This window comes from Lysobacter sp. GCM10012299 (assembly GCF_042649405.1).
Classification (GTDB): Bacteria; Pseudomonadota; Gammaproteobacteria; order Xanthomonadales; family Xanthomonadaceae; genus Lysobacter_J.
Genome location: NZ_JBHRZC010000003.1, coordinates 627,462 through 651,699 on the forward strand (window position 1 = coordinate 627,462; position 24,238 = coordinate 651,699).

Sequence of the window (24,238 nt, forward strand, 5' to 3'; positions counted from 1 at the left end):
AGCGCCTCAGATCACCGACTTGCGCGCACCGCGCCCGCGCATCGCCGCGAGCACCGCGTAGACCACCACCAGCGCGGTCAACGACAGCGCGATGGCGAGCCATTCGTTCTCGCTGAGCGTGGCCAGGATCGCGGCCATCGTGATCATCGCCAGCCCCGGCACCAGCGGGCCACCGGGCAGCACCAGCGGCTCGCCCAGGCCGCGCAGGTTGATCCGCTGCGCGCGCCAGGCCGCCAACGCCACCGCGGCGAACACCAGGCAGATCGCGCCGCCGGAGATCAGCGCCAATGTCTCGAAGCTGCCGGCAACGGCGAGCACGATGGCGACACCGGCATGGGCGAACAGCCCCAGCATCGGCACGCGATGGCGTGCATCGACCAGGCCGAACGCGCGCGGCAGGAAGCCATCGCGGCCCAGCGCGAACAGCAACCGCGACGACGAAAACAGATTGCCCATCAGGAACCCGAGCATCGACACGCAGGCGGTGACGAGCAGCAACATGCGGCCCGGCGTCCACAGTGCGTGGGCGGCGTCGGCGATCGGCGCCGAGCTGGCCGGCAGGTCCGCGCCGAGCATGCCCTGGCACACGGCCTGGATGCCGATGTAGAGCAGGACCACGATGACGATCGCGCTCATCGTCGCGCGCGGCACGTGCCTGGCCGGGTCGCGCACCTCACCTGATGGCACCAGCGCGGTTTCCATGCCGGCGTAGGCGAACACCACCAGCACCAGCGACGAACCCAGCGCCGACCACGACGGCACCGCGGCCCAGTCGAAGCTGACCTGCTGCCAGTCGATGAAGAACAGTCCCAGCGAGGCGAGCAGGAACAACGGCGTCAGCTTCAGCGCCGCCAGCACCACGATCATGCGCGCGCCCAGCTTCACGCCGAAGGCATTGAGCGCGAACAGCGCGCTGTACACCACGGCGATCAGCAGCGCCCGCTGCGACGGCAACGCGAACTGCGGAAACGCATGCGCGACCTGGCTGGTCAGCGCCGCGGCCACGCCCGCGCTGGAGGCGACGTTGCAGATCCACATCAGCGCGCCGGTCAGGAAGCCGGCGAACGGCCCGAAGCAGGCGGTGACATAGGTATAGGGCCCACCCGTCGCCGAGGCACGGCTGCCGACGGCGGCGAAGCACAGCGCGATCGGGATGATCGCAATCGCACCGGCCACGAACGCCAGCGGCGCCGCGTTGCCCAAGCGCGCGGCCAGCAGCGCCGGCAACATGAATATGCCGGCGCCGACGATGATGTTGATGATCGACGCGCCGAGCTGGAACGACCCCAGCGAGCGAACCAGCGCGGCCTCACCCCGTAGCGACGAGTCGGGGGAAGTGCTGGCGGTGTCCGTCATTGGGCGTGCGATCGGTCCTGGATTTCGGGGGAGGGTCGCACATCGGTACCGGAGATGTCTAAGCTTGCGTCCGCCGCTGCGTTATCCCGGATAGGCCGACAAGCATCCACAGGGAGGACGAAAGCGTTGCAGGTGAAGGCGCTCGTGGCTGTTCAGCGGTTTCCCCCTCAAGGACGAAGCATTCCCCCATGAACCTGGCTCTATTCGATTTCGACGGCACGATCACCACACGCGAGATGTTTGCCGACTTCATGGGCCACGCCGTCGAGCCCAGACGGCTGGCCATCGGCAGGATCGTGCTTGCACCGATGCTGGTGGGCTACAAACTCGGAATGGTGAGCGCTAACAGCGTGCGTTCGCGCGTGGTCGAATATGGCTTCCGCGGCGCCGACCTCGCCCACGTCCAGGCCGCGGGCGAACGCTTCGCGCGTGAAGTGCTGCCACGGGTACTGCGGCCACAGGCCCTGGAACGCATCGCCTGGCACAAAGCCCAGGGCGACAAGATCGTCGTCGTCTCCGGCGCATTCGACCTGTACCTGTCGCACTGGTGCGCACAGCACGGACTGGAACTGCTGTGCTCATCGCTGGAATCCAACGACGGCGTGATGACCGGCCGCTACGACGGCGAACAATGCGCCGGCGAGGAAAAAGCCAGGCGCGTGCGCGAGCGCTACGACCTGGCCGGCTTCCCGGTCATCTACGCCTACGGCGACACGCACGAAGACCTGGACCTGCTGGAACTTGCGGATCGCAGGTATTACCGCTGGCGTGAAGTGGCCTGACGAGCGACGTCCATGGATTCCCGCCTTCGCGGGAATGACGGGCAGAAGACGCTGGGTCCCCGCCTTCGCGGGGATGACGGGCAGAAGGCAGCGTCCATGGATTCCCGCCTTCGCGGGAATGACGGCGCTTCAACGAAGACCGGGCAATGAATTGCTGGAGCGTCGTCCGCCGGGTCGGGGATTGCGGAGCAGCGGGACATGGATGTCCCGCGCCCCGCGTAAAGACAGGATGTCGTCCGCGGGGCGGAGCAATCCCCGACCCGGCGGACGACGCCAGAAGGAAGCGTCAACGCAAGCGTTACTTCGGCGCGAGAATCTTCGACAACCGATCCTGCGTGCCGGCAATCCGCTCCAGGTGCGGATACTTCAAGCCCTCGCGGTAATCCAGACGCACCGTCCGCACCACCTCACCGTGCTTGACCACCAACTCGATCGGCTTCGAACCATCGCGATTGGCCTTGATCGCATCCTTGAGCCGATCGTTCTCGAACGCATACCCATTGACCGCCAACAGCGTCGCACCCGGCGCAATGCCCGCCTCGAACGCCGGACCATCCCAGCGCACCCCACTCACCGTCGCATCCTTGCTCGACACCGACATGCCCAAGGACGCACCGAAGTCAGCCGACTTGCGATCACCCTCGATCGCCTTGTGGTAGTCACTCTGCGTATCGGTGTAGACCAGCTTCCAGCCACTGGCCGCCAGACCATCGAGCGGCGCCGCGTTCGCATCCACCCGTTCACGCAGGAACGACGCCCAATCGTAGGCAGCCACACCGTTGAGCGTGCGCGCCACCTCATCGAAGTCGTACGTATTGACGTCCCAGTCACCGTCCCTGACCCCGAAGAACGCCTTGGCGAAATCATCGAGCGAACGCTTGCCGCCACTGAGATCACGCAGCTTGCTGTCGACCGCCAGCCAGATCAGCTGCCCCGCACTGTAGTAGTCCTCGCTCATCTGCCAACTGCGGTACGCCTGCGGCTTGCGCGAATTGATGATCGGATCGAGCGTCGTGTCCTGCACGTTGCGCCAGGCGAACCCCGGACGGTCCGTGCTGTAGGTCGAAGCCACCAGCGCCAGCGCATCACGCGCCTGGTCCGCATTCCACAGCCCCGAGCGCGCCGCCAGCACATAACCCCAGTACTGCGTCTGCCCCTCGTACACCCACAGCAGCGTGTCGCTCATCGGCACGTTGAAGTTGGGCGTCGTCAGGTCCGCCGGACGACGGTACTTGCCGTTCCACGAATGAGTGAACTCGTGCGGCAGCAGATCGCGATCGGCTGCGTTCTTGCCCCACTCGGTGAAGTACTCCGGGCCCACGCCATTTTCGCTGGAGCGCTGGTGCTCCAGGCCGTTGCCGCCCATCTGGTCCGACAGCGAGAACAGGAAATCGTAGTGATCGTAATGGCGCGCTCCGTAGAGCTTGTAAGCCTGCGCGACGAGCTTGCGATGCGCCTCGATCTGCTCCGGCTTGGCCTCCAGGTACTTCGGATCGTCGGCGACGATGTTCAGCCGCACCGGCACCTTCGCGCCCGGGTCGAGATCGACCTGCTTGAAGTAGCGGCCGGCGTAGACCGGCGAATCGAGCAGCGTGTCGAACGGCACCGGCTTGTAGCGCAGCGTGTCGCCTTCCTTCGAGGCCACCTCCAGCGCGGTGCCGGCCTGCCAGCCAGTCGGCAGCTTCAGCGACGGCGCGATCTGGACCTGGCGCGCGTAGTGGCCGGCCGGGTACAGCGCAACCTGGTTCCACTGCAGGTTGAGCATGTCCTGGGTCATGGTGATGCGACCCTGGTCGCCCGCCGTCGGCGTGAGCACGTCGAAGCTGACGTCCAGCGTGCTGACGCCCTCGGGCACGACCAGCTTGAAGGCGTACACATCGAGCGGATCGCGACGCCAGGCAATCGCCTTGCCGTTGCCGCTGAACTTCAGGCCGGCGACGCGATTGACCGGGCCGCTCGGCGAATGGTTGCCGGGAATCCACTGCGGGTACAGCAGCGTCAGCGGACCGGGCTGCACCGGGATCCGCTGGCTGGCGCGGAACACGCGGTGGCTCAGGTCGGTGGCATCGATGGTCAGCGACAGCGTGCCGGGGTAGGCCACGTCCTGCGGCGGCGCGGTCTGCGCCTGGGTGACGGGAGCCGCGAGCAGCACGGAGACCAGCAGCGGCAGCGCGCGCAGTCGCGGCGCAGCAGACGAACGACGAAGCATGTACCCAACCCCTGAGAAAGAAGACGGCGGAAGACCACCAACCCCGCATCGTTACGAGGGTTGGCGCCTGTGCACCCCTGCCATTGGGCACGGTCGGGCGTGACCGCGCGCACGTTCGCCAGAATTGGCAAAGCCGCTAGGGGTCGCGGCGCCAGACCAGGCAGCGGTTGTTGGCCGGCATCGCCACGTCCTCGACCAGGCGCAGTCCGATCGCCGCGGCCAGTGCGTCGACGTCGGCCGCATCGCGGATGCCCGAGCGCGGGTCGCGTGCCTTCAGCCAGCCATCGAAATCGCGGTTGCTGTCGCTGCTGTACTGGCCGTTGTAGTTGAACGGCCCGTAGACGACGACTACAGCGCCCGGCGCGAGCACCCGTGCCAGTCCCTCGAAGAATGCATGGACTTCAGGCCAGCCCATGATGTGCAGCGTGTTGGCGCTGAACACCGCATCGAAGCGGGCATCGCTACCGGCCCGCGGCCACGGGCCTGTCGATACATCCAGCTCGACCGGCGCCGGCGTGTTGTCCAGCGCCGCCTCATCGAGCCACATGCGGATGCCCGGCAAGGCATCGGCCTGGTCGCTGCACTGCCAGCGCAACCACGGCATGGCCGCGGCGAAGTACACGGCGTGCTGGCCAGTGCCACTGCCCACTTCGAGCACGTCGCGGCGATCGGCGAAGTACCGCTGCAGGACGGCGAGGATGGGATCGCGGTTGCGATCGCAGGCGGGGGCATGGGGGCGCTCGGACATGACTGGCTTTATAACGCACGCCATCGCTGTCACGACCAACCGGCTATCCTCTCCCGCGTTGCACCCCTCGTTTACGCCCCGCACACGGCAGCGGGCGCACGGTGCGCCCAACCGAACCGGAGATCCCCCATGTTCCGCACTCTTTCCTTCGCGGTGATCGCATTGACGCTGGCCGGTTGCGCATCGGCACCTCCTGTTGCCGGTGGCGCCGTGCCGCCGTCGGGCGTGTGCAATGTCGAGGCCGCGCGCTGGGCGATTGGCCAGGGCGTCAACGACGAGATCGTCAACCGCATCCTGCGCGACACCAGCAGCCGCGACGCGCGCGTACTGCGCCCGGGCCAGCCGGCAACCATGGACTACCGCGAAGACCGCATCAACGTCGACGTCAACGACCGCGGCGCGATCACCGGCCTGCGTTGCGGCTGACCGGCGAAGCTGACAGATGCGTCGTCGCCACCTGGGCCTGCTCGCCGCGATCGTCCTGATCGGCCTGTGGCTGTGGACGAAGCGCTCCGACAACGGTGACCTGCATCCGCCGGTGGCGTCGCCGGCCGGCCAGGTGGCCGCGCCGGCGCCGGCGCCGGCGCCGGCGCCGTCCGCATCGACGCTGCAGTACCCCGAGTTCCTGCCGCGCGAGGCGCACGACGTCCTCGCCCGGATCGCACAGGGCGGCCCGTACGCCCACCGCCAGGACGGCAGCGTGTTCCAGAACCGCGAGAAGCGCCTGCCGGCACAGCCGCGCGGCTACTACCGCGAGTTCACGGTGGAGACGCCGGGTTCGGATGATCGCGGTGCGCGCCGCATCATCACCGGCGGCGATCCGCCGGTGGAGTACTGGTACACGCAGGATCATTACCGCAGCTTCCGCCGCTTCGAGCTGCCGCCGCCGGAGGCACGTCGATGAGTGCGACCGACCTGCGCTCGATCCTCGCCGATCCGGCCCACAGCGGCGCCTACTTCATCGATGCGCGCGACACTGAATCGATGGCGCAGGCCGGCGAAGCACTGGACTACGCGGTGCTGCGAGTGGACCTGGCCGATTGCAACGACAAGGCCGCGCTGATGCAGCGGTTTGCCGCCGCGGGGCAGTTCCCGGAGTGGTTCGGCGGCAACTGGGATGCCCTCGCCGACGCGCTGGCCGACCTGTCGTGGCGGCCGGCCGCGGGATACCTGCTACTGGTCGAACACGCCGATGGCTGGCGCGCATCAAACGGCGAGGACTTCGACACGCTGCTCGACATCCTCAACGAGAGCGCGTTCCGCTGGGCCGGCAACAACATCGCGTTCTGGGCGCTGCTGCCGTTCCCCGCCGAGCAACTCGCCGCCCTGGAAGAAGACTGAGGCTCAACCCGCTTCGGCCGCCACCACCGGCGTTGCCGGACCCGGCACGCGCGCATAACGCCACGCGATGCCCACGGCGACGCACAACAGCACCGACGCAATCAGGAACGGCGCGCCCGGCAGGTGCACCGGCGCACGGTCGTCGATGAAGTAGCCGAAGCTGCCGGCGAACACCGCCGGGCCGATGATGCCGGCCAGGCTGACCAGGCTCATCAGCGCGCCCTGGATGCGGCCCTGCACGTCGGCGCCGACCTGGCGCGTGATCAGCGCCTGCGTCGACGGTGCCGCCAGGCCCCAGATCGCCGAGATCGGCAGGCCGATCAGGAACACCCAGCCGACGTTGGCGAAGCCGTAGATCGCGAAACCGACCGCGCCGAAGCACAGCCCGATGATCAGCGCACGGCGCTCGCCGATCGCATGCACGATGCGGCCGACCAGGCCGGCCTGCACGATCACGTTCAGGACGCCGACGATTGCGAGGACGTAGCTGACCTCGCGTGGCCCCCACTGGTACTGGTAGTCGGCGAACAGCACGAACACGCTCGGATAGACGTAGTGGGCAAGATTGGCGATGAACACCACCGCCGCCAGGCCAAACACCTGCGGGTAGCGCTTGAGCAGCACCAGCGAGCCAAGCGGATTGGCGTGCGACCAGTCGAAGCGCGCACTGCGCTTTTCCTTCGGCAGCGACTCGGGCAGCACGAACCAGCCGTAGCAGAAGTTCACCAGCGCCAGGCCGGCGGCGAACCAGAACGGCAGGCGCAGGTCGATTTCGCCCAGTTGCCCGCCGATCAGCGGACCGACGATGAAGCCGACACCGAACGCGGCGCCGAGCAGGCCGTAGCTCTTGGCGCGCTTGTCGGCCGGGGTGACGTCGGCGACGTAGGCATTGGCGGTGGTGAAGCTGGCCGAGGTGATGCCGGAAATGATGCGGCCCACCAGCAACCAGGCCAGCGACGGCGCCAGCGCCATGAACACGAAGTCCAGGCCCAGGCCCAGGCACGAGATCAGGATCACCGGGCGTCGGCCGAACCGGTCCGACAGCGCGCCCTGGATCGGCGAGGTCACGAACTGGATCGCCGCGAACAGGAAACCGAACGCCGCCACCCAGTAGGCCGCGTGCGCGGTATCGCCACCGGCGAACTGCTCGATCAGGTGCGGCAGCACCGGGATGATCAGCCCGAACGAGAGCACGTCGATCAGGATGGTGACGAAAATGAAGGCAAGCGCAGCGCTACGGCGAGCGCCGCCGGCAGGAGTCGAGTCGGTCACGGATGGGCCGCAGGGGCGTGTGTCGGGAATGGGCGGAGTTTATCAACGTCATCCCGGCGAAAGCCGGGACCCATTTGCTGTTGCAGTGCGAGCAGGAGCAAAAGCAACTGGATCCCGGCTTTCGCCGGGATGACGAGAGTGTGCTGCGCAAGGTCGCAAACATTGGTTTCAAGCGATACCAAAATCGTCCGTTTCCCGTCAAAAACCTTCAACACCATCAATATCTTAGCTTCGCCAGGCAGACGCCAATCCGCATGCGTATCGCGCAAATTGCCGCATCGCACAATTTGTGCTTTATTCGGGTGAACCAGTGTCAAGGCAGGCCGGACTGCGCGAGCGGACCGTCATGCCCCGTCGCTGCGAGCCAGGTTTCGTTGTCCAACGATTTCAAGCTGCCAGTACAGCGACGGAGTAACGATGGAGCAGCAGTACCGCACCGGCCCAGTCGGTCTTTACGACCCCCGCGACGAGCGGGACGCCTGTGGTTTCGGCCTGATCGCGCAGCTCGACGATGCCCCGAGCCGTGCGATCGTCGATCGCGCCATCGATGCGCTGGTACGCATGACCCACCGCGGTGGCATCGCCGCCGACGGCCTCAGCGGCGACGGCTGCGGCCTGCTCATCCGCCAGCCCGATGCCTTCCTGCGCGCGCTGGCGCGCGAAGCCGGCATCGCGCTGGGTTCGCACTACGCATCGGGCCTGGTGTTCCTGCCGCATGACGAGACCGACGCCGCACGTGCGCGCGACACGCTCAATGCGCAGCTGCAGCGCGAACGCGTCGACGTCGCCGGCTGGCGCGTCGTGCCGGTCGACACCAGCGCCTGCGGCGAGCTGGCCAAGCGCACGATGCCGCGCATCGAGCAGATCTTCGTCAAGCCGGCCGGCGCGTTCGACGCGGCGATCTTCCAGCGCTCGCTGTTCCTCGCCCGGCGCCGCGCCGAGCAGGCGCTGCGCGACCTGGCCGACTTCTACGTGGTCAGCCTGTCGGCGGCGAGCATCGGCTACAAGGGCATGGTCCTGCCGGATCGCCTCGCCCAGCTCTACCCGGACCTGCAGCGCGCCGACCTGACCGCCAGCGTGGTGGTGTTCCACCAGCGCTTCTCCACCAACACCACGCCGCGCTGGCCGCTGGCGCAGCCGTTCCGCCTGCTCGCGCACAACGGCGAGATCAACACCATCGCCGGCAACCGCGCCTGGGCGCAGGCACGCGTGCATGCCTGGCATACGCCAGCGTTGGACCTCACCGAGTTCGATCCGGTGATCTCCACCGACGGCTCCGACTCGCAGTCGCTCGACAACATGCTCGAGCTGCTCCAGGCCGGCGGCATGGACCTGCTCAAGGCGATGCGGATCCTGATCCCGCCGGCCACGCAGTCGCTGGAATACAAGGACGCCGACCTCGCCGCGTTCTACGAGTACTACGCGCTCAACACCGAGCCGTGGGACGGCCCGGCCGGCATCGTCACCGTCGACGGCCGCTACGCCGCCTGCACGCTCGACCGCAACGGCCTGCGTCCGGCGCGCTGGCTGCGCACGCGCGACCGCCACTTCCTGATCGCCTCCGAAGCCGGCGTGTGGGAACTGCCGGCTGAAGAGATCGAGGCCAAGGGCAAGCTCGGCCCGGGCGAGATGATCGCCGCCGACCTGTATCTCGGCGAGCTGCTCGACTCCGACGCGATCGATCGCATCAACCGCGCACGCGCGCCGTACAAGCGCTGGCTCAAGCAGGGCATGACCTACCTGCAGACCGAGCTGATCGACCCGCAGCTGGCGGCCGAGCCGTTCGACGCCGAAACGCTGTCGGCCTTCCAGAAGCTGTTCCAGTTGACCCGTGAGGAACGCGAGCAGGTGCTGCGCCCGCTCGCCGAAACCGAGCAGGAAGGCATCGGCTCGATGGGCGACGACGTGCCGATGGCCGTGCTGAGCCAGCAGGTGCGTCCGCTGTACGACCAGTTCCGCCAGGCCTTCGCCCAGGTCACCAACCCGCCGATCGATCCGTTGCGCGAGGACTGCGTGATGTCGCTGGCGACGCAGCTGGGTCGCGAAGGCAATGTCTTCGCTGATGGCCCGGGCAACGTCGGCCACGTGCACCTCAATTCGCCGGTGCTGTCGCAGCGCAAGCTGCGCCAGCTGCTGGCGATGGCGCCGTACGACGAGTCGCACGCACTGATCCACCTGCACTACGCGCCGGAAGAAGGCCTCAAGGCCGCGCTCGAACGCATCTGCGCCGAAGCCGAAGCCGCCACGCGCGCCGGCAAAGTGCTGCTGGTGCTCAGCGACCGTTACCCGCAGCCCGATCGTTTGATGGCGCACGCGCTGCTCGCCACCGGTGCGGTCCACCAGCACCTGGCCCGCGCTGGCATCCGCTGCGAATCGAACCTCATCATCGAGACCGGCACCGCGCGCGATCCGCACCACTTTGCCTGCCTGCTCGGGTTCGGCGCCACCGCGGTGTACCCGTACCTGGCCTACCAGACGCTGCACGACCTGGGCGTGCGCGGCATCCTCAAGACCAAGCACGGCGAGGTCGCGCAGATCGGCCGCAGCTACCGGCGCGGCATCAAGAAGGGCCTGCTCAAGATCATCTCGAAGATGGGCATCAGCACCATCGGCAGTTATCGCGGCGCGCGCCTGTTCGAGATCGTCGGCCTCAACCGTGAAGTGGTCGACCTGTGCTTCGCCGGCACGCCGTCGCGGATCGGCGGCGCCGGCTTCGACGACCTGCATGCCGATGCGGTCCAGCTCGCCGACCATGCCTGGAACGTCAATGCCCTGCCCGCCATCGGCGGCCTGCTCAAGTACACGCCCGGCGGCGAGTACCACCTGTTCAATCCCGACGTGGTCACGCGCCTGCAGCGCGCGGTGACGACCGGCGACTGGAACGACTGGCAGAGCTACGCCGAAGCGGTCAACGAGCGGCCGACCGCGGCGCTGCGCGACCTGCTCGAAGTCGACGCCTCGTCGGCGACACCCATCTCCATTGATGACGTCGAGCCGGTGTCGGCGATCGTCCGCCGCTTCGATTCGGCGGCGATGAGCCTCGGCGCGTTGTCGCCGGAAGCACACGAAGCGCTGGCGATCGCGATGAACCGCCTCGGCGGCCGCAGCAATTCCGGCGAAGGTGGCGAAGACCCGGTCCGATACGGCACCGACAAGGTCAGCAAGATCAAGCAGATCGCGTCCGGCCGCTTCGGTGTCACGCCCGAGTACCTGGTCAACGCCGAAGTGCTGCAGATCAAGATCGCCCAGGGCGCCAAGCCCGGCGAAGGCGGTCAGCTGCCCGGGCATAAGGTCAATGAGCTGATCGCGCGACTGCGCTACGCGATGCCCGGCATCGGCCTGATCTCGCCGCCGCCGCACCACGACATCTATTCGATCGAGGACCTCGCCCAGCTGATCTTCGACCTCAAGCAGGTCAATCCGCAGGCGCTGGTGTCGGTGAAGCTGGTCTCGCATGCCGGCGTCGGCACGATCGCGACCGGCGTGGCTAAGGCCGGAGCCGACCTGGTGACGATCTCCGGCCACGACGGTGGTACCGGTGCCAGCCCGCTGTCGTCGATCCGCTATGCCGGCACGCCGTGGGAACTGGGCCTGTCGGAAGCGCGGCAGGCCTTGATCGCCAATGACCTGCGCGAGCGCGTGATCCTGCAGACCGACGGCGGCCTCAAGAGTGGCCTGGACGTGATCAAGGCCGCGCTGCTCGGCGCCGAGAGCTTCGGCTTCGGCACCGCGCCGATGATCGCGCTGGGCTGCAAGTACCTGCGCATCTGCCACCTCAACAACTGCGCCACCGGCGTGGCGACGCAGGACGATGCGCTGCGCCGCGACCATTTCACCGGCCTGCCCGAACGCGTCGAGAACTTCTTCCGCCTGCTCGCCGAGGAAGTGCGCCTGTGGCTGGCGCAACTGGGCGTGCGCACCCTCGGCGAACTGGTTGGTCGCACCGACCTGCTGCGCCAGGTCGACGGCGACAGCGGTCGCCAGCACGGCCTCGACCTGGCACCGCTGCTGGCCGGCACCGGCCTTGCGCATGGCGGCCACTGCGGTGCGCCGCAACCGGCGGCCGATCCGGAGGGCCTCGCCGCCCGATTGGATGCAGAGCTGGCGGATGCGATCGACTACAAGCGCGGTGGCGAGTACCGCCACGCCATCCGCAACACCGACCGCAGCATCGGCGCACGCCTCTCCGGACGCATCGCGCGCGTGCACGGCGATCGCGGCATGAGCGACACGCCGCTGACGCTGCGCTTCGATGGCACTGCAGGCCAGAGCTTCGGTGCCTTCAACGCCGGCGGCCTGCAGTTCGAACTCAACGGCGAAGCCAACGACTACGTCGGCAAGGGCATGGCCGGCGGACGCATCGTGATCCGGCCGCCGCAGGGCGCGCGTTACGTCGCCCATGAAACGCCGATCCTCGGCAACACCTGCCTGTACGGCGCCACCGGCGGCGAGCTCTATGCCGCAGGTCGTGCCGGCGAACGTTTCGCCGTGCGCAATTCCGGCGCGACTGCCGTCGTCGAAGGCGCCGGTGACCACTGCTGCGAGTACATGACCGGCGGCGTGGTCGCCGTGCTCGGCCGCACCGGCCTCAACTTCGGCGCCGGCTTCACCGGTGGCATGGCGTATGTGCTCGATACCGAGCGCGATTTCGTCGACCGCTACAACCACGAACTCATCGACATCCTGCGCATCGCCGCCGATGGCTTCGAGAACCACCGCTCGCACCTGCGCGAGCTGCTCGAGTCGCACATCCGGCTGACCGGCAGCGCATGGGCGCAGCGCATCCTCGACGAGATGCGCGACTACCTCGGCAAGTTCTGGCTGGTGAAGCCGAAGGCGGCGAGCCTCGAGTCGCTCGCCGAGAATCTGCGGAGGGCAGCGTGAGCAAGATGGACGCAAAGAAGCCCGTGTTCGCCTTCCGCGAGACGCCCCGGCAGATGCCGGAGCGGATCCCGCTCGAGTTGCGGCAAAGCGGCGACTGGAACGAACTCTACGGCCGCTTCGGCGAGGCCGAGGCCAAACACCAGGCCAGCCGCTGCCTCGACTGCGGCAACCCGTATTGCGCGTGGAAGTGCCCGCTGCACAACTACATCCCGAACTGGCTCGAACTGGCGCGCGAAGGCCGCATCCACGAAGCCGCCGCGCTCGCCCACGAGACCAACCCGCTGCCGGAAGTGTGCGGCCGCGTCTGCCCGCAGGACCGACTGTGCGAAGGCAGCTGCACGCTCAACGACGGCTTCGGCGCGGTCACCATCGGCGCGGTCGAGAAGTACATCGCCGACCGTGCGCTGGCTGATGGCTGGCGGCCGGATCTCTCACGCGTGGTTGCCACCGGCAAGCGCGTGGCGGTGATCGGCGCGGGTCCCGCGGGCCTGTCGTGCGCGGACCGCCTCGCCCGCGCAGGCATCGAGGCGACCGTGTTCGACCGCTACGAACAGATCGGCGGCCTGCTGCACTTCGGCATCCCCAGCTTCAAGCTCGACAAGTCGGTGATGGCCACGCGACGCGATGTGCTCGAAGGCATGGGCGTGAAGTTCCGCCTCGGCGTCGAGATCGGCCGCGACATCGGCCTGGACACGCTGCTGGCCGAGTTCGACGCGGTGTTCCTCGGCCTGGGCAGCTACCGCTACACCGATGGCGGCCTGCCGGGACAAGACCTGCGTAACGTCCTTCCCGCCCTGCCCTTCCTGGTGCAGAACGGACGCCTGGTGCATGGCGAGGACGATGTCGCCGGCAAGCCGATCGCCGGCTGGGAAGACCACGTCGCCCTGCCCGACCTGCGCGGCAAGCGCGTGGTCGTGCTCGGCGGCGGCGACACCGGCATGGACTGCGTCCGCAGCGCGGTGCGCCTGGGCGCCTCGCGCGTGACCTGCGCCTACCGTCGTGACGAAGCCAACATGCCCGGTTCGGCGCGCGAAGTGGCCAATGCGCGCGAGGAAGGCGTGCAGTTCCTCTTCAACCGGGCACCGCTGGCGCTGCTGGGCGAGGACGGTGACGTCACCGGCGTGCGCGTGGCCGAGACGCAACTGGGCGCACCGAACGCGCAGGGTCGGCGCAATGCCGAGATTGTCGCAGGCAGCGAATCGGTGCTGGCGGCAGACGTGGTGATCATCGCCTTCGGCTTCCAGCCCGATCCGCCGGAGTGGCTGTCGGCGCATGGGATCGAGCTGGAGGGCAACGGAAGGATTCGCGTGCAGCCGGCGGCTTCGGGCTGCGGTTCGCGGAAGAAGGTTGCCGCTGATGCGCGGCTGCCGTTCCAGACCGCCAATGCGCGCGTGTTCGCCGGTGGCGACAGCGTGCGCGGGGCGGACCTGGTGGTGACGGCGGCGTATGAGGGGCGCGAGGCGGCAGCGGGGATCGTGAAGCTGCTGCTGGGGTAGTCCTTCGACTTCGCTGCGCTACGCTTCCTTCGACTTCGCTGCGCTACGCTCAGGACGAACGGGGGTCAGTAGAGTCACCGTTCGTCCTGAGCGTAGGGCCACAGGCCCGAAGTCGAAGGACCACAGCCACGGACTCGCTCAAGGAGGAGCGCATGTTCTGGACCTACATGCTTCGCTGCGCCGACGGCAGCTTCTACCTCGGCCATACCGACGACATCGAACGTCGGATGGACCAGCACCACGGCGGGCAGCACGCTTGCTATACCCAACGGCGCCGACCAGTCACGCTGGTTTTCTCGCAGGAATTCCCGACGAGGGAGGAAGCCCTTGTCGCAGAGCGGCAGATCAAGGGATGGAGCCGGGCCAAGAAGCTGGCGCTGATTGATGGGGATTGGGACAGGATCAAGCGGCTATGCCGGGGGAAGCATCGGCATCAGCGGTGAGGCTTGCGGGCTGTCCTTCGACTTCGGGCCTTCGGCCCTACGCTCAGGACGAACGGGGTCTCCCATGACCGTTCGTCCTGAGCGTAGCGCAGCGAAGTCGAAGGAAGCGTAGCGCAGCGAAGTCGAAGGACCAGCGCAGGCCTTACCGCCCCGGCCCCACATCAATAAACTGCAAGAACTCCGCCCGCGTACGCGCATCCTCGCGGAAGCTCCCCAGCATCTTCGACGTAATCATGCTCACCCCGCGCTTATGCACCCCGCGCGTGGTCATGCACTCGTGCGCGCCCTCGATCACCACGCCAACACCGCGCGGCTGCAGCACATCCTGGATCACCTGCGCGATCTGCGCGGTCATCTTCTCCTGCACCTGCAACCGGCGCGCATAGGTCTCCACCACGCGCGCAAGCTTGCTGATGCCGACGACCTTGCCGTCAGGCAGGTACCCGACATGCGCCTTGCCGATGATCGGCGCCATGTGGTGCTCGCAGTGGCTCTCGAACTCGATGTCGCGCAGCACGATCATCTCGTCGTAGCCCTCGACTTCCTCGAAGGTGCGCTTGAGGTAATCGGCCGGGTCCTCGGCGTAGCCACTGAACCAGTCCGTGTACGCCTTGGCCACGCGCTTGGGGGTGTCGAGCAGGCCTTCGCGGGCCGGGTCGTCGCCGGCCCAGCGCAGCAGGGTGCGCACGGCCGCTTCGGCCTGTTCGCGGGACGGCTTGTCGTTGTCGGCCATGGCGCGGCTCCTGTGGGGGACGCAAATGCTACTCCACCGGGGTGGCGGGGATAAAAAAATGCCGCAGGGACGGGATGAGACCCCTGCGGCAAGCAAAAGGCTGCGAGGAGCCTGCGGAATGTCGGTGGTCCGCGCCGATCAGCCGATGACGTCACGCTCGAGGGAGGGGAAAGCGTGCCGCCACCGGCCGTCGGGTTGGATGGGGGGAGCCTGTTGTCTCAGCGCGTGGCGACGTCCTCGCGCAGCGGCACGCGGGTCGGCCAGCCACCGGCCAGCGCCTTGTACAGCGCGACAGCGCCAGTGACGCTGCGGGTGCGGCCGTCGGCGAACGCTTCCTGGGCGACCAGCTGGGTACGCTCGGCGTCCAGCACTTCGAACAGGTCGGCGGCGCCGGCTTCGTAGCGGACGCGCGCCAATCGAGCCGCGGTGGCGCTGTCGATCGCGGCCTGCTCCAGGTGCTGGTCCTCGACGCGGGCACGCGAGTAGCGCACCAGCGCGTTCTCGGTGTCCTCCAGCGCCAGCAGCACGGCCTGCTCGTAGCGGGCCAGGTCGCCGGCGGCATCGGCATCGGCGGCGGCAATGCGCGCACGCACGCGGCCGATGTCGAGGAACGACCAGTCGATGCCCAGGCCAATCAGGCGCGTCTCGCTGTCGCGTTCGAACAGCGCGCCGGTGTCGATCGCCTGGCTGCCAATCAAGCCAAACAGCGTGAAGCGCGGGAACAGGTCGGCCGTGGCCACGCCAATCTTTGCCGTGGCGGCATGCAGGCGGTGCTCGGCGGCGATCACGTCCGGACGGTTGCGCAGCAGGTCGCCCGGCGTGCCGGGGTCGAGACGTGCCGGCAGCGTCGGCAGCGGTTGCTGCGGCGTCAGGTCGGCGATCAGCGCTTCGGGCGTCTTGCCGGTCAGCACCGCGAGGCGGTGCATGCTCACTGCCACCTGTGCTTCCAGGTTCGGCACGCGCGACAGGGTCGCTTCGAGCTGCGCGCGGGCACGCGAGGTGTCGAACTCGGTGCCGCGGCCGGCGTCGAAGCGGGCCTGCACCAGGCGCAGGGTCTCGCGCTGGTTTTCCGAGTTGTCCTGGGCAACGCGCAGTCGCTCCTGCAAACCGCGCAGCTCGACATACGTGCGCGCCACCTCGCCGACGATCGCGACCTGCAATGCGTCCAGGTCGGACGCAGCGGCCCACACTTCGGCGCGCTGCGATTCGACATTGCGGCGAACACGACCGAACAGGTCGAGTTCCCAGCTGGCGTCGGCCTGCACGTTGTAACTTTCGCCGTCGCGATCGTTGCGGCTCACCCCCGGCGCCTGGTCGGCGCTCGAGCGCGAGTCGGTGCCGGTGGCGCTGGCGGTCACGGTCGGGAAGCGGTCGAGCCTGGCATTGCGCAGCAGCGCGTTGGAACGGTCATAGCTGGCCAGGGCGATGCGCAGGTCGTGGTTGGCGGTCAGCGACTCCTCGACCAGCCGCGTCAGCAGCGGGTCGTTGAAGCTGGTCCAGAACTCGGCGTTGGCCTGCGGGGTGGCGTCCTGGGCGACGGCGGCATCACCGCCACCCGTCGCCGTGGTGCCGGCGGAGGCGCCTTCGTCGCGGGCGAACGTCGCCGGCGTCGGCACGTCCGGCCGCACGTAGTCCGGGCCGACCGCGCACGCGGCCAGCGCGAGCGCCAGCAGCGACGGCGCGAACACCTTGGCGACTGCAGCAGCGGTCAATCCTTGCGGTTGCATGGCTTGCACGATGGGATCCTCATTACGAATCAGTGCGGTGGTCGGCTTACGCATGCGCCTTCCCCATCGAGCTCTGCTCGCTCACCCACTTCGGCGTCTTGCTCACCATCTTGCGAAGGGCAACGTAGAACACCGGCGTCAGGAACAGGCCGAACAGGGTCACGCCGAGCATGCCGGCGAACACGGTGATGCCGGTGGCCGAGCGGACCTCGGCGCCAGCGCCGTGCGAGAGCACCAGCGGAACGGTGCCGGCGATGAACGCGATCGAGGTCATCACGATCGGACGCAGGCGCAGGCGGCAGGCTTCCAGTGCGGCTTCGACAATGGTCTTGCCCTGCATCTCAAGTTCACGGGCGAACTCGACGATCAGGATCGCGTTCTTGCACGCCAGGCCCATCAGCACGACCAGGCCGACCTGCACGAACACGTTGTTGTCGCCACCGGTGAGCCACACGCCGGCCAGGGCCGAGAGCATGCACATCGGCACGATCAGGATCACCGCCAGCGGCAGGGTCCAGCTTTCATACAGCGCCGCCAGCACGAGGAAGGCGAGCAGGATGGCGAGCGGGAACACGACGAGTGCGGCATTGCCCTGCGTGGCCTGCTGGAAGCTCAGGTCGGTCCACTCCAGGCTCATGCCGTTGGGCAGCACCTTGGCGGCGATCTCCTCAAGCTGGCCCATGGCCTGTGCCGACGACAGCATGCGCGGGTCGGCCTCGCCGGCCAGGTCGGCCGCCGGGTAACCGTTGTAGCGCAGCACCGGGTCGGGACCGTAGGTCTGCTTGATCGTCACCATCGAACCGATCGGCACCATCTCGCCGCGATCATTGCGGGTACGCAGGTTGGCGATGTCCTCGACGCTGTCTCGGTACGAGCCGTCGGCCTGCGCGATCACCTGCCAGGTGCGGCCAAACTGGTTGAAGTCGTTGACGTAGGCCGAGCCCAGGTAGGTCTGCAGCGTGTCGAACAACTCCGTCAGCGGCACGCCCTGGGCCTTGGCCTTGACGCGATCGACTTCGGCGTCGAGCTGCGGCACGTTGGCCTGGTAACTGCTGATCGGGAAACCCATGCCCGGCGTCTGCGACACGGCGCCCTGGAACGAGTTCACCGCGTTCTGCAGCGCACCGTAGCCGAGATTGCCACGGTCCTCGATGAACAACTGGTAGCCCGAACCGTTACCAAGGCCGAGGATCGGCGGCGGCATGAACGAGAAGGTGAAGCCTTCCTGCAGCCCGGCGATCTTCTGGTTGATCTCGGCGTTGATCTGCTCGGCCGTGCGTCCGTTGCGCTCGCTGAACGGCTTGAGCGGGAAGAACGCGACGCCGGTGTTGGGCGTGTTGGTGAACTGCAGGGCATTGAGGCCCGGGAACGCGATCGAGTGCGCCACGCCGTCCGTGCTCATTGCGATGTCGCTGACCTTCTTCAGCAGCGCATCGGTGCGGGCGATCGACGAACCTTCCGGCAGCTTCACACCGGCGATCAGGTACAGCTTGTCCTGGATCGGGATGAAGCCGGCCGGCACGACCTTGAACATCAGGCCGGTGGCGACCAGCAGCACCGCGTAGACGGCGAACACCGCGCCACGACGGCCCAGCGTGCGCGAGACGGCACCCTGGTACTTGGTGGAGCTGGAGTTGAAGAAGCGGTTGAACGGGCGGAACAGCCAGCCGAAGGCGCGGTCGATCAGGCGCGACGGTGCGTCCTTCGGCGCGCCGTGCGGCTTGAGCAGGCGCGCGGCCAGGGCCGGCGACAGGGTCAGCGAGTTGATCGCCGAGATCACCGTCGAGATGGCGATGGTCACCGCGAACTGCTTGTAGAACTGGCCGGTCACGCCCGACAGGAACGCCATCGGCACGAACACCGCACACAGCACCAGCGCGATCGCGACGATCGGGCCGGACACTTCCTTCATCGCCTGGTGCGCCGCATCCATCGGCGACAGGCCTTCCTCGATGTTGCGCTCGACGTTCTCCACGACCACGATCGCGTCATCGACCACGATGCCGATGGCCAGCACCAGGCCGAACAGGCTCAAGGTGTTGATCGAGAAGCCAAGCAGGTACAACGCGGCGAACGTGCCCACCACCGACACCGGCACCGCGATCAGCGGAATGATCGAGGCGCGCCAGGTCTGCAGGAACAGGATCACCACCAGCACCACCAGCGCGATCGCCTCCAGCAGCGTGGTCACCACGGCCTTGATCGAGTCACGCACGAAGATGGTGGTGTCGTACACGGCTTCGTACTTGACGCCGGCCGGGAAGCGCTTGGTCATCTCGTCCATGGTCGAGATCACCTTCTCCTGGATCTCGAGCGCATTCGCGCCCGGCGCCTGGAAGATGCCGATGCCGACCGCGTTCTTGCCGTCGAGCTGCGAGCGCAGGGTGTAGTCGCCAGCGCCCAGTTCAAGGCGGGCGACGTCGGACAGGCGCACGATCTCGCCGTCGGCACCGCTCTTGAGCACGATCTGGCCGAACTCCTCGACCGTGCGCAGGCGACCCTGGGCATTGATCAGGGTCAGAAAGTCGCTGCTCGGCATCGGCTCGGCGCCGAGCTGGCCGGCCGAGACCTGCACGTTCTGCTCGCGCATCGCACGCACCACGTCGCCGGCGGTGAGGCCGCGCGAGGCGATCTTGTCCGGGTCGAGCCAGGCGCGCATGGCGTAGTCGCCACCGCCGAAGATCTGCGCGTCGCCGACGCCCTGGATGCGCGCGAGCGCGTCCTTGACGTGCAGGCGGGCGTAGTTGCGCAGGTACAGCGTGTCGTACTTGCCGTCAGGCGAGGTCAGGTGCACGACCATCAGGAAGGTCGGCGACTGCTTCTGCGTGGTCACGCCCTGCCGGCGCACGTCCTCGGGCAGGCGCGCGAGCGACTGCGCGACGCGGTTCTGCACGCGCACGGCCGCGTCGTCGGCATTGGTGCCGGGACGGAACGTGACCGTCATCGACAGCACGCCGTCGGAACCGGCGACGGACTTGATGTACATCATGTCCTCGACGCCGTTGATCGCTTCTTCCAGTGGCGTGGCCACGGTCTCGGCGATCACCTTCGGGTTGGCGCCCGGGTAGACGGTGCGCACCACCACCGACGGCGGCACCACTTCCGGGTATTCGCTGATCGGCAAAATCGGAATCGCGATCAGGCCGGCGGCGAAGATCACGATCGACAGCACGGCGGCGAAGATCGGCCTGTCGATGAAGAACTTTGAAAAGTCCATGAGGGGTTCCTGATGCGGCCTTCAGGCCGCAAAGTCCTGGGCGACGCCGGAAAGCGTCGCCAAACGGGTCTGCTTGTTGCCCCCTCCCCTGCTTGCAGGGGAGGGCTGGAGAGGGGTAGTGAGCCGCATCGCGGCGATCTCGGCGCTGCGCGCCTCGACTCCCTCCCAACCTCCCCCCGCGAGCAGGGGGAGGAGCCATGTCGTTACTTCATCGCCACTTTCATCTCAGGAGCAGCCGCGCCCATCGCGATCTGCTTCGGTGACACCGGCATGCCCGGGAAGAACACCTTCTGCACGCCATGCACGATCACCTTGTCGGTCGGCGCGAGGCCGGAATTCACCACGCGCAGGCCATCGACGATGCGGCCGAGCTGCACGTCCTTGCGGGTCGCGGCGTTCTTCGGGCCAAGCACGTAGACGTACTTGCGGTCCTGGTCGGTCAGCACGGCCTTCTCGTCGATCAGCATCGCCTTGACGCTGCTGCTGCCTTCCAGCTGCACGCGCGCGAACAGGCCCGGAGTGAAGATGCGGTCCGGATTGCGCAGCACCGCGCGGGCGCGGATGGTGCCGGTGGCCGCGTCGACCTGGTTGTCGGTGAAGTCGACCGTGCCCTCGTGCGGATAGCCCTGCTCGTTGGCGAGGCCGACACGCACCGGGTTCTGCGACTGCGCGCGCTTGCCGTCGCGGGCGAGCGCCTGGTAACGCAGGAAGCTCTGCTCGTCGGCTTCGAAGTAGACGAACACCGGGTCCTGCGAGACCAGCGTGGTCAGCAGCGTCGAATCGGCCTGGGCGAGGTTGCCCTCGGTGACCGCGGCGCGACCGGCACGGCCGTTGATCGGCGAACGCACCTGGGTGAACTGCAGGTCGAGCTGGGCGTTGGCGACGGCGGCCTCGGCAGCACGGACGGCAGCGTTGCCCTGGGTGGTGGCGGCACGACGGGTCTCGAATTCCTCACGCGAGATCGCCTTGGCCTCGACCAGGGTCTGCGCACGCACGTCCTGGGTCTGGGCGAGGCGGGCTTCGGCGCGGGCGCGTTCGAGGTCGGCCTGGGCCTGGTCGAGCTGCGCCTTGTAGCGACGCTGGTCAATGACGAAGAGCAGGTCGCCCTTCTTCACTTCCTGCCCTTCCTGGTAGGCCACGCGCTCGACGTAACCGGACACGCGCGGACGCAGTTCGACGGTTTCGATCGCGCTGACGCGACCGGTGAAGTCGTCCCACTCGCTGACCTGCTTGCTCAGCACCTGGGCGACGCTGACTTCCGGCGGCGGCGGCATGCCTGCGGCGGGTTCGGCCTGGCTGCTGCAGGCGGTGATGACGGCAGCAACCAGAAGGCTCACCGCAAGGGCGAGGACGGGGACTCCGGCGGTGGAGCGGGCCAATGCTTTGCGGGGGATCATGGCTTTGAACGTTCCTGGTTCGAGAATGGCGGGTTGTTGTTGTTGGTTTCTGCGGTATCGGATGCTCCCGTAGCGGATGGCGCCGTACCGGAAGACAGCAGGTTCCTGAGCAGCGTGCGCGCGTCCTGCAGACAGCGTGATGGCAGTAGTGCTTCAGGGTCCTGGGTGATGTCGGTCGCGCTTTCGACGCCAGCTTGAGCCTGCCCGGCGCTTTCGTCGGTTACCTCGGAGGTAATGTCCTGTGAGGTAATCGAATCAGCGTCGACCGAATCGACATTCGCGCTGGTGGCCGGCGTCACGTCCGCGAAACGAACCACCGCTTGCGCCGCCGTCGGCGTGTTGTGCGGCTCGACAAGGGCCAATGCGCGCTGGCCAACGGCAATCGCACTGGGCCATTGCGGACAGGCATGTTCACGATTGAGCTCGGTGCTGACGGGGCTGTCGATCGACAGCAGCTGCACGCGCACACCGATGCTCCGCGCTTCTTCGTGCAGCACGCGCGCGAGCATGCGCAGCGCCGCGGTGGCGATGGAGCGATGGCCGTAACCGGCCCAGGGCTGTTCCGCGCCCGGGCCGCCGATCAGCACATAGGTGCCACCGCGGTTGCCCTGTGCCAGCAGTGGCAGCAGGTGCCGGGCCGCGGCCAGATGCGGCAGCAGATCCTCATCGAGGCGCTGGCGCAGGTACGCGGCGGGGTGGTCGAGCAGGCGACCGCGACTTGCGCTGCCCGAGACCGCGGCGATCACGCCGCCGATCGGACGCCCGAGCTTGGCCAGCGCCTTGGCCAGGCGCTCGCCGTCGGCGTCGCTGCTGATCGAACCGGCGACGACGCTGAGGTCGGCCTTGGCGTGGTGCGACTTCAGGCACTGCAGGCCGGACTTGTCCCGGGCGACCGCGATGACCGGCCGGCCGGCCTTGAGCGCGGCCTCGACCACGCCGCGCCCGACGCAGCCGGTGGCACCCAGGACGACGACGGGCGTCCTGGATACCGAGGCCTTCTGGGCCGATGCCGACGGGGCGGAACGGGCGACCGGGGATTTCACATCCGACCCCAATGTCCCGAATGCGGGATTTTCTCTCCCGCCACCGGGACGGTCTCGCGACGCGTGGCCTGCTGCAGGACAACAGAGATGATGGGAAGAACCAGCATCGCCGCCGGCAGGGCCAGGGTGAAGGCCAGCACCCAGGCCAGCATCCAGAACTCGTCCGGGCCCGCTGCCAGGCCCTGTTGGACAACGATCACGGCCAGGCCGATCAGCACGGACATGGCGGCCAGCATCAGCGGGAAGAAGGCGTAACGGGCTTGGCGGGGAGTCAGCATGGCGGCGGCCGTCGGGGGATTGGGGGAATCTGCGGGACAGACTAGGCCTCCGACCGGCACTTGATTAGCCGGTAATTGAGGGAATAATTGTCCCGTGATCGGTCCAAACCCCCTTCGGACCGCCTCCGCCTCCCCCGGCGCGCCACTCAGGAGCCCCCGCCATGGCCCGCGATCTCAATGACACCCTGATCTTCGTGCGGGTGGTCGAACACGGCAGTTTCATTTCCGCCGCCCGCGCCCTGCAGCTGCCCAAGACCACGGTCAGCCGCAAGGTCCAGGAACTGGAAACCCGCCTCGGTGCGCAGCTGCTGCACCGGACCACGCGCAAGCTCGGCCTCACCGAAGCCGGCAACATCTACTTCGAGCATTGCCAGCGCATCGCGCGCGAACTCGACGAAGCAGAAAGTGCCGTCGGCCAGTTGCAGGGCGGACCGCGCGGCTGGTTGCGATTCACGGCGCCCTACTCGGTTGGCATCACCTGGATCGCGCCGCTGCTCGGCGAATTCCACGCGCGCCATCCGGAAGTTCGCGTCGACATGGTGCTGACGAATGAAGCGCTGGACATTATCGACAAGGAAATCGATGTCGCCCTGCGCGTGGGCAACCTGCCCGACTCCAACCTCGTCGCGCGCAAGCTGGCGACCTTCCGCACCCAGGTCTATGCCAGTCCCAACTACATCGCCCGCCACGGCGAGCCGCTGCACCCGGACGACCTGATCCACCACCGCACCGTGGCGATGCCGAAGTCGCGCCGCAACGGTCAGTATTTCTGGCCGCTGAGCGACGGCACGCGCACGGTCGACTACCGCATCGACCCGGTGCTGCTCGCCAACGACCCGGCGCCACTCAGCGGCGCGCTGCTGTGCGGCGAAGGCCTGATGCTGGCCAGCGACGTCACCGTCAAGGCGTATGCCGAACAGGGTTATGTGCAACGCGTGCTGGCCGGCTGGACCGGACCGGAGTACGAGTTCAACGCGGTGTTCCCGCGTGGACGCGTGCAATCGCCGAAGGTGCGCGCGTTCGTCGACTTCCTGGTTGAACGCCTGAACTTCGACGCCGACTACATGCAGGTGCTGTGCCCGAATGTGCGCGCGCGCTACCAGGCCGCGGAGAAGTCGGCTGCCGAAGCGATCACCGCGGAGCTGGCGAAGGTGGCCGGACTGCCGGCGGCGAAAGCCAAGACCAAGGCCAAACCGAAGCCGCTGCAGGAGCCGGTGGGGTCGGAGGTGGACGAGGAGGAGTGAGGCTTACGCTTCCTTCGACTTCGCTGCGTCTACGCTTCCTTCGACTTCGCTGCGCTACGCTTCCTTCG

Annotated in this window: 19 protein-coding genes; 8 read left to right on the plus strand and 11 right to left on the minus strand. The window is 67.6% G+C overall.

Features of this window, described 5'->3' with window-relative positions; all coding sequences use genetic code 11:
* Positions 1-6: 6 nt before the first annotated feature.
* Positions 7-1,356 (minus strand): APC family permease, encoded by a 1,350-nt coding sequence (locus ACFOPO_RS10810; protein WP_386703198.1) that lies wholly within the window; start codon positions 1,354-1,356, stop codon positions 7-9.
* A 188-nt stretch (positions 1,357-1,544) separates the two neighbouring features.
* On the opposite strand from ACFOPO_RS10810, the gene ACFOPO_RS10815 reads away from it, so the two are divergent.
* A complete protein-coding gene (locus tag ACFOPO_RS10815) occupies positions 1,545-2,138 on the plus strand; it encodes an HAD family hydrolase (RefSeq protein WP_386703199.1) in 594 nt (197 codons plus the stop codon).
* Between the two features lie 298 nt (positions 2,139-2,436).
* Here ACFOPO_RS10815 and ACFOPO_RS10820 read toward each other — a convergent pair whose 3' ends face one another.
* Entirely contained in the window at positions 2,437-4,347 is a 1,911-nt protein-coding gene (locus ACFOPO_RS10820; RefSeq protein ID WP_386703200.1) for a M61 family metallopeptidase, read from the minus strand.
* 136 nt (positions 4,348-4,483) lie between these two features.
* A complete protein-coding gene (locus tag ACFOPO_RS10825; RefSeq protein WP_386703201.1) occupies positions 4,484-5,095 on the minus strand; it encodes a DUF938 domain-containing protein in 612 nt (203 codons plus the stop codon).
* 129 nt (positions 5,096-5,224) lie between these two features.
* Here ACFOPO_RS10825 and ACFOPO_RS10830 point away from each other — a divergent pair, with 129 nt between their 5' ends.
* The 3 genes from ACFOPO_RS10830 to ACFOPO_RS10840 are packed head-to-tail and all read left to right on the plus strand — an operon-like array spanning position 5,225 to position 6,436.
* On the plus strand, positions 5,225-5,521 hold the full coding sequence (locus tag ACFOPO_RS10830; protein WP_386703202.1) for an I78 family peptidase inhibitor: 297 nt from the start codon (positions 5,225-5,227) through the stop codon (positions 5,519-5,521).
* Between the two features lie 16 nt (positions 5,522-5,537).
* Complete coding sequence (locus ACFOPO_RS10835) at positions 5,538-5,999, plus strand: ribonuclease domain-containing protein (RefSeq protein WP_386703203.1); 462 nt, start codon at positions 5,538-5,540, stop codon at positions 5,997-5,999.
* Positions 5,996-6,436, plus strand: coding sequence for a barstar family protein (locus ACFOPO_RS10840; RefSeq protein ID WP_386703204.1), 441 nt, complete (start codon positions 5,996-5,998; stop codon positions 6,434-6,436). The genes ACFOPO_RS10835 and ACFOPO_RS10840 overlap by 4 nt, the downstream gene beginning before the upstream one ends.
* A 3-nt stretch (positions 6,437-6,439) precedes the next feature.
* Here ACFOPO_RS10840 and ACFOPO_RS10845 read toward each other — a convergent pair whose 3' ends face one another.
* Positions 6,440-7,708, minus strand: a complete 1,269-nt coding sequence (locus ACFOPO_RS10845) for a TCR/Tet family MFS transporter (RefSeq protein WP_386703205.1) — start codon at positions 7,706-7,708, stop codon at positions 6,440-6,442.
* Positions 7,705-8,025, minus strand: coding sequence for a hypothetical protein (locus tag ACFOPO_RS10850; RefSeq protein WP_386703206.1), 321 nt, complete (start codon positions 8,023-8,025; stop codon positions 7,705-7,707). The genes ACFOPO_RS10845 and ACFOPO_RS10850 overlap by 4 nt, the downstream gene beginning before the upstream one ends.
* A 100-nt stretch (positions 8,026-8,125) precedes the next feature.
* Here ACFOPO_RS10850 and gltB point away from each other — a divergent pair, with 100 nt between their 5' ends.
* From gltB to ACFOPO_RS10865, 3 genes are all read left to right on the plus strand, one after another.
* Complete coding sequence (gltB, locus tag ACFOPO_RS10855) at positions 8,126-12,592, plus strand: glutamate synthase large subunit (RefSeq protein WP_386703207.1); 4,467 nt, start codon at positions 8,126-8,128, stop codon at positions 12,590-12,592.
* A gap of 5 nt (positions 12,593-12,597) precedes the next feature.
* Positions 12,598-14,088 (plus strand): FAD-dependent oxidoreductase, encoded by a 1,491-nt coding sequence (locus tag ACFOPO_RS10860; RefSeq protein WP_386703312.1) that lies wholly within the window; start codon positions 12,598-12,600, stop codon positions 14,086-14,088.
* 152 nt (positions 14,089-14,240) lie between these two features.
* The gene (locus tag ACFOPO_RS10865; protein WP_386703208.1) at positions 14,241-14,531 is read left to right on the plus strand and encodes a GIY-YIG nuclease family protein; all 291 of its coding nucleotides are present in this window, start codon (positions 14,241-14,243) and stop codon (positions 14,529-14,531) included.
* Between the two features lie 142 nt (positions 14,532-14,673).
* On the opposite strand, the gene folE is transcribed toward ACFOPO_RS10865, so the two are convergent.
* From folE to ACFOPO_RS10895, 6 genes are all read right to left on the minus strand, one after another.
* Complete coding sequence (folE, locus tag ACFOPO_RS10870) at positions 14,674-15,264, minus strand: GTP cyclohydrolase I FolE (RefSeq protein WP_200607948.1); 591 nt, start codon at positions 15,262-15,264, stop codon at positions 14,674-14,676.
* A 218-nt stretch (positions 15,265-15,482) separates the two neighbouring features.
* Entirely contained in the window at positions 15,483-16,991 is a 1,509-nt protein-coding gene (locus tag ACFOPO_RS10875; RefSeq protein WP_386703313.1) for an efflux transporter outer membrane subunit, read from the minus strand.
* 46 nt (positions 16,992-17,037) lie between these two features.
* Complete coding sequence (locus tag ACFOPO_RS10880; protein WP_386703209.1) at positions 17,038-20,208, minus strand: efflux RND transporter permease subunit; 3,171 nt, start codon at positions 20,206-20,208, stop codon at positions 17,038-17,040.
* A gap of 203 nt (positions 20,209-20,411) precedes the next feature.
* Positions 20,412-21,605 (minus strand): efflux RND transporter periplasmic adaptor subunit, encoded by a 1,194-nt coding sequence (locus tag ACFOPO_RS10885; RefSeq protein WP_386703210.1) that lies wholly within the window; start codon positions 21,603-21,605, stop codon positions 20,412-20,414.
* Positions 21,602-22,648, minus strand: a complete 1,047-nt coding sequence (locus ACFOPO_RS10890) for an SDR family NAD(P)-dependent oxidoreductase (RefSeq protein ID WP_386703211.1) — start codon at positions 22,646-22,648, stop codon at positions 21,602-21,604. Before ACFOPO_RS10890 ends, ACFOPO_RS10885 begins: the two co-directional genes overlap by 4 nt.
* A complete protein-coding gene (locus ACFOPO_RS10895; RefSeq protein ID WP_386703212.1) occupies positions 22,645-22,926 on the minus strand; it encodes a DUF2798 domain-containing protein in 282 nt (93 codons plus the stop codon). Before ACFOPO_RS10895 ends, ACFOPO_RS10890 begins: the two co-directional genes overlap by 4 nt.
* Positions 22,927-23,087: 161 nt before the next feature.
* On the opposite strand from ACFOPO_RS10895, the gene ACFOPO_RS10900 reads away from it, so the two are divergent.
* The gene (locus tag ACFOPO_RS10900; RefSeq protein WP_386703213.1) at positions 23,088-24,170 is read left to right on the plus strand and encodes a LysR substrate-binding domain-containing protein; all 1,083 of its coding nucleotides are present in this window, start codon (positions 23,088-23,090) and stop codon (positions 24,168-24,170) included.
* Positions 24,171-24,238: the final 68 nt, after the last annotated feature.

Coding starts and splice junctions, on each gene's coding strand:
- ACFOPO_RS10810 (WP_386703198.1), bottom strand. CDS start 1,356: ATGACGGACACCGCCAGCACTTCCCCCGACTCGTCGCTACGGGGTGAG.
- ACFOPO_RS10815 (WP_386703199.1), top strand. CDS start 1,545: ATGAACCTGGCTCTATTCGATTTCGACGGCACGATCACCACACGCGAG.
- ACFOPO_RS10820 (WP_386703200.1), bottom strand. CDS start 4,347: ATGCTTCGTCGTTCGTCTGCTGCGCCGCGACTGCGCGCGCTGCCGCTG.
- ACFOPO_RS10825 (WP_386703201.1), bottom strand. CDS start 5,095: ATGTCCGAGCGCCCCCATGCCCCCGCCTGCGATCGCAACCGCGATCCC.
- ACFOPO_RS10830 (WP_386703202.1), top strand. CDS start 5,225: ATGTTCCGCACTCTTTCCTTCGCGGTGATCGCATTGACGCTGGCCGGT.
- ACFOPO_RS10835 (WP_386703203.1), top strand. CDS start 5,538: ATGCGTCGTCGCCACCTGGGCCTGCTCGCCGCGATCGTCCTGATCGGC.
- ACFOPO_RS10840 (WP_386703204.1), top strand. CDS start 5,996: ATGAGTGCGACCGACCTGCGCTCGATCCTCGCCGATCCGGCCCACAGC.
- gltB (WP_386703207.1), top strand. CDS start 8,126: ATGGAGCAGCAGTACCGCACCGGCCCAGTCGGTCTTTACGACCCCCGC.
- ACFOPO_RS10860 (WP_386703312.1), top strand. CDS start 12,598: ATGGACGCAAAGAAGCCCGTGTTCGCCTTCCGCGAGACGCCCCGGCAG.
- ACFOPO_RS10865 (WP_386703208.1), top strand. CDS start 14,241: ATGTTCTGGACCTACATGCTTCGCTGCGCCGACGGCAGCTTCTACCTC.
- folE (WP_200607948.1), bottom strand. CDS start 15,264: ATGGCCGACAACGACAAGCCGTCCCGCGAACAGGCCGAAGCGGCCGTG.
- ACFOPO_RS10875 (WP_386703313.1), bottom strand. CDS start 16,991: ATGCAACCGCAAGGATTGACCGCTGCTGCAGTCGCCAAGGTGTTCGCG.
- ACFOPO_RS10880 (WP_386703209.1), bottom strand. CDS start 20,208: ATGGACTTTTCAAAGTTCTTCATCGACAGGCCGATCTTCGCCGCCGTG.
- ACFOPO_RS10885 (WP_386703210.1), bottom strand. CDS start 21,605: ATGATCCCCCGCAAAGCATTGGCCCGCTCCACCGCCGGAGTCCCCGTC.
- ACFOPO_RS10895 (WP_386703212.1), bottom strand. CDS start 22,926: ATGCTGACTCCCCGCCAAGCCCGTTACGCCTTCTTCCCGCTGATGCTG.
- ACFOPO_RS10900 (WP_386703213.1), top strand. CDS start 23,088: ATGGCCCGCGATCTCAATGACACCCTGATCTTCGTGCGGGTGGTCGAA.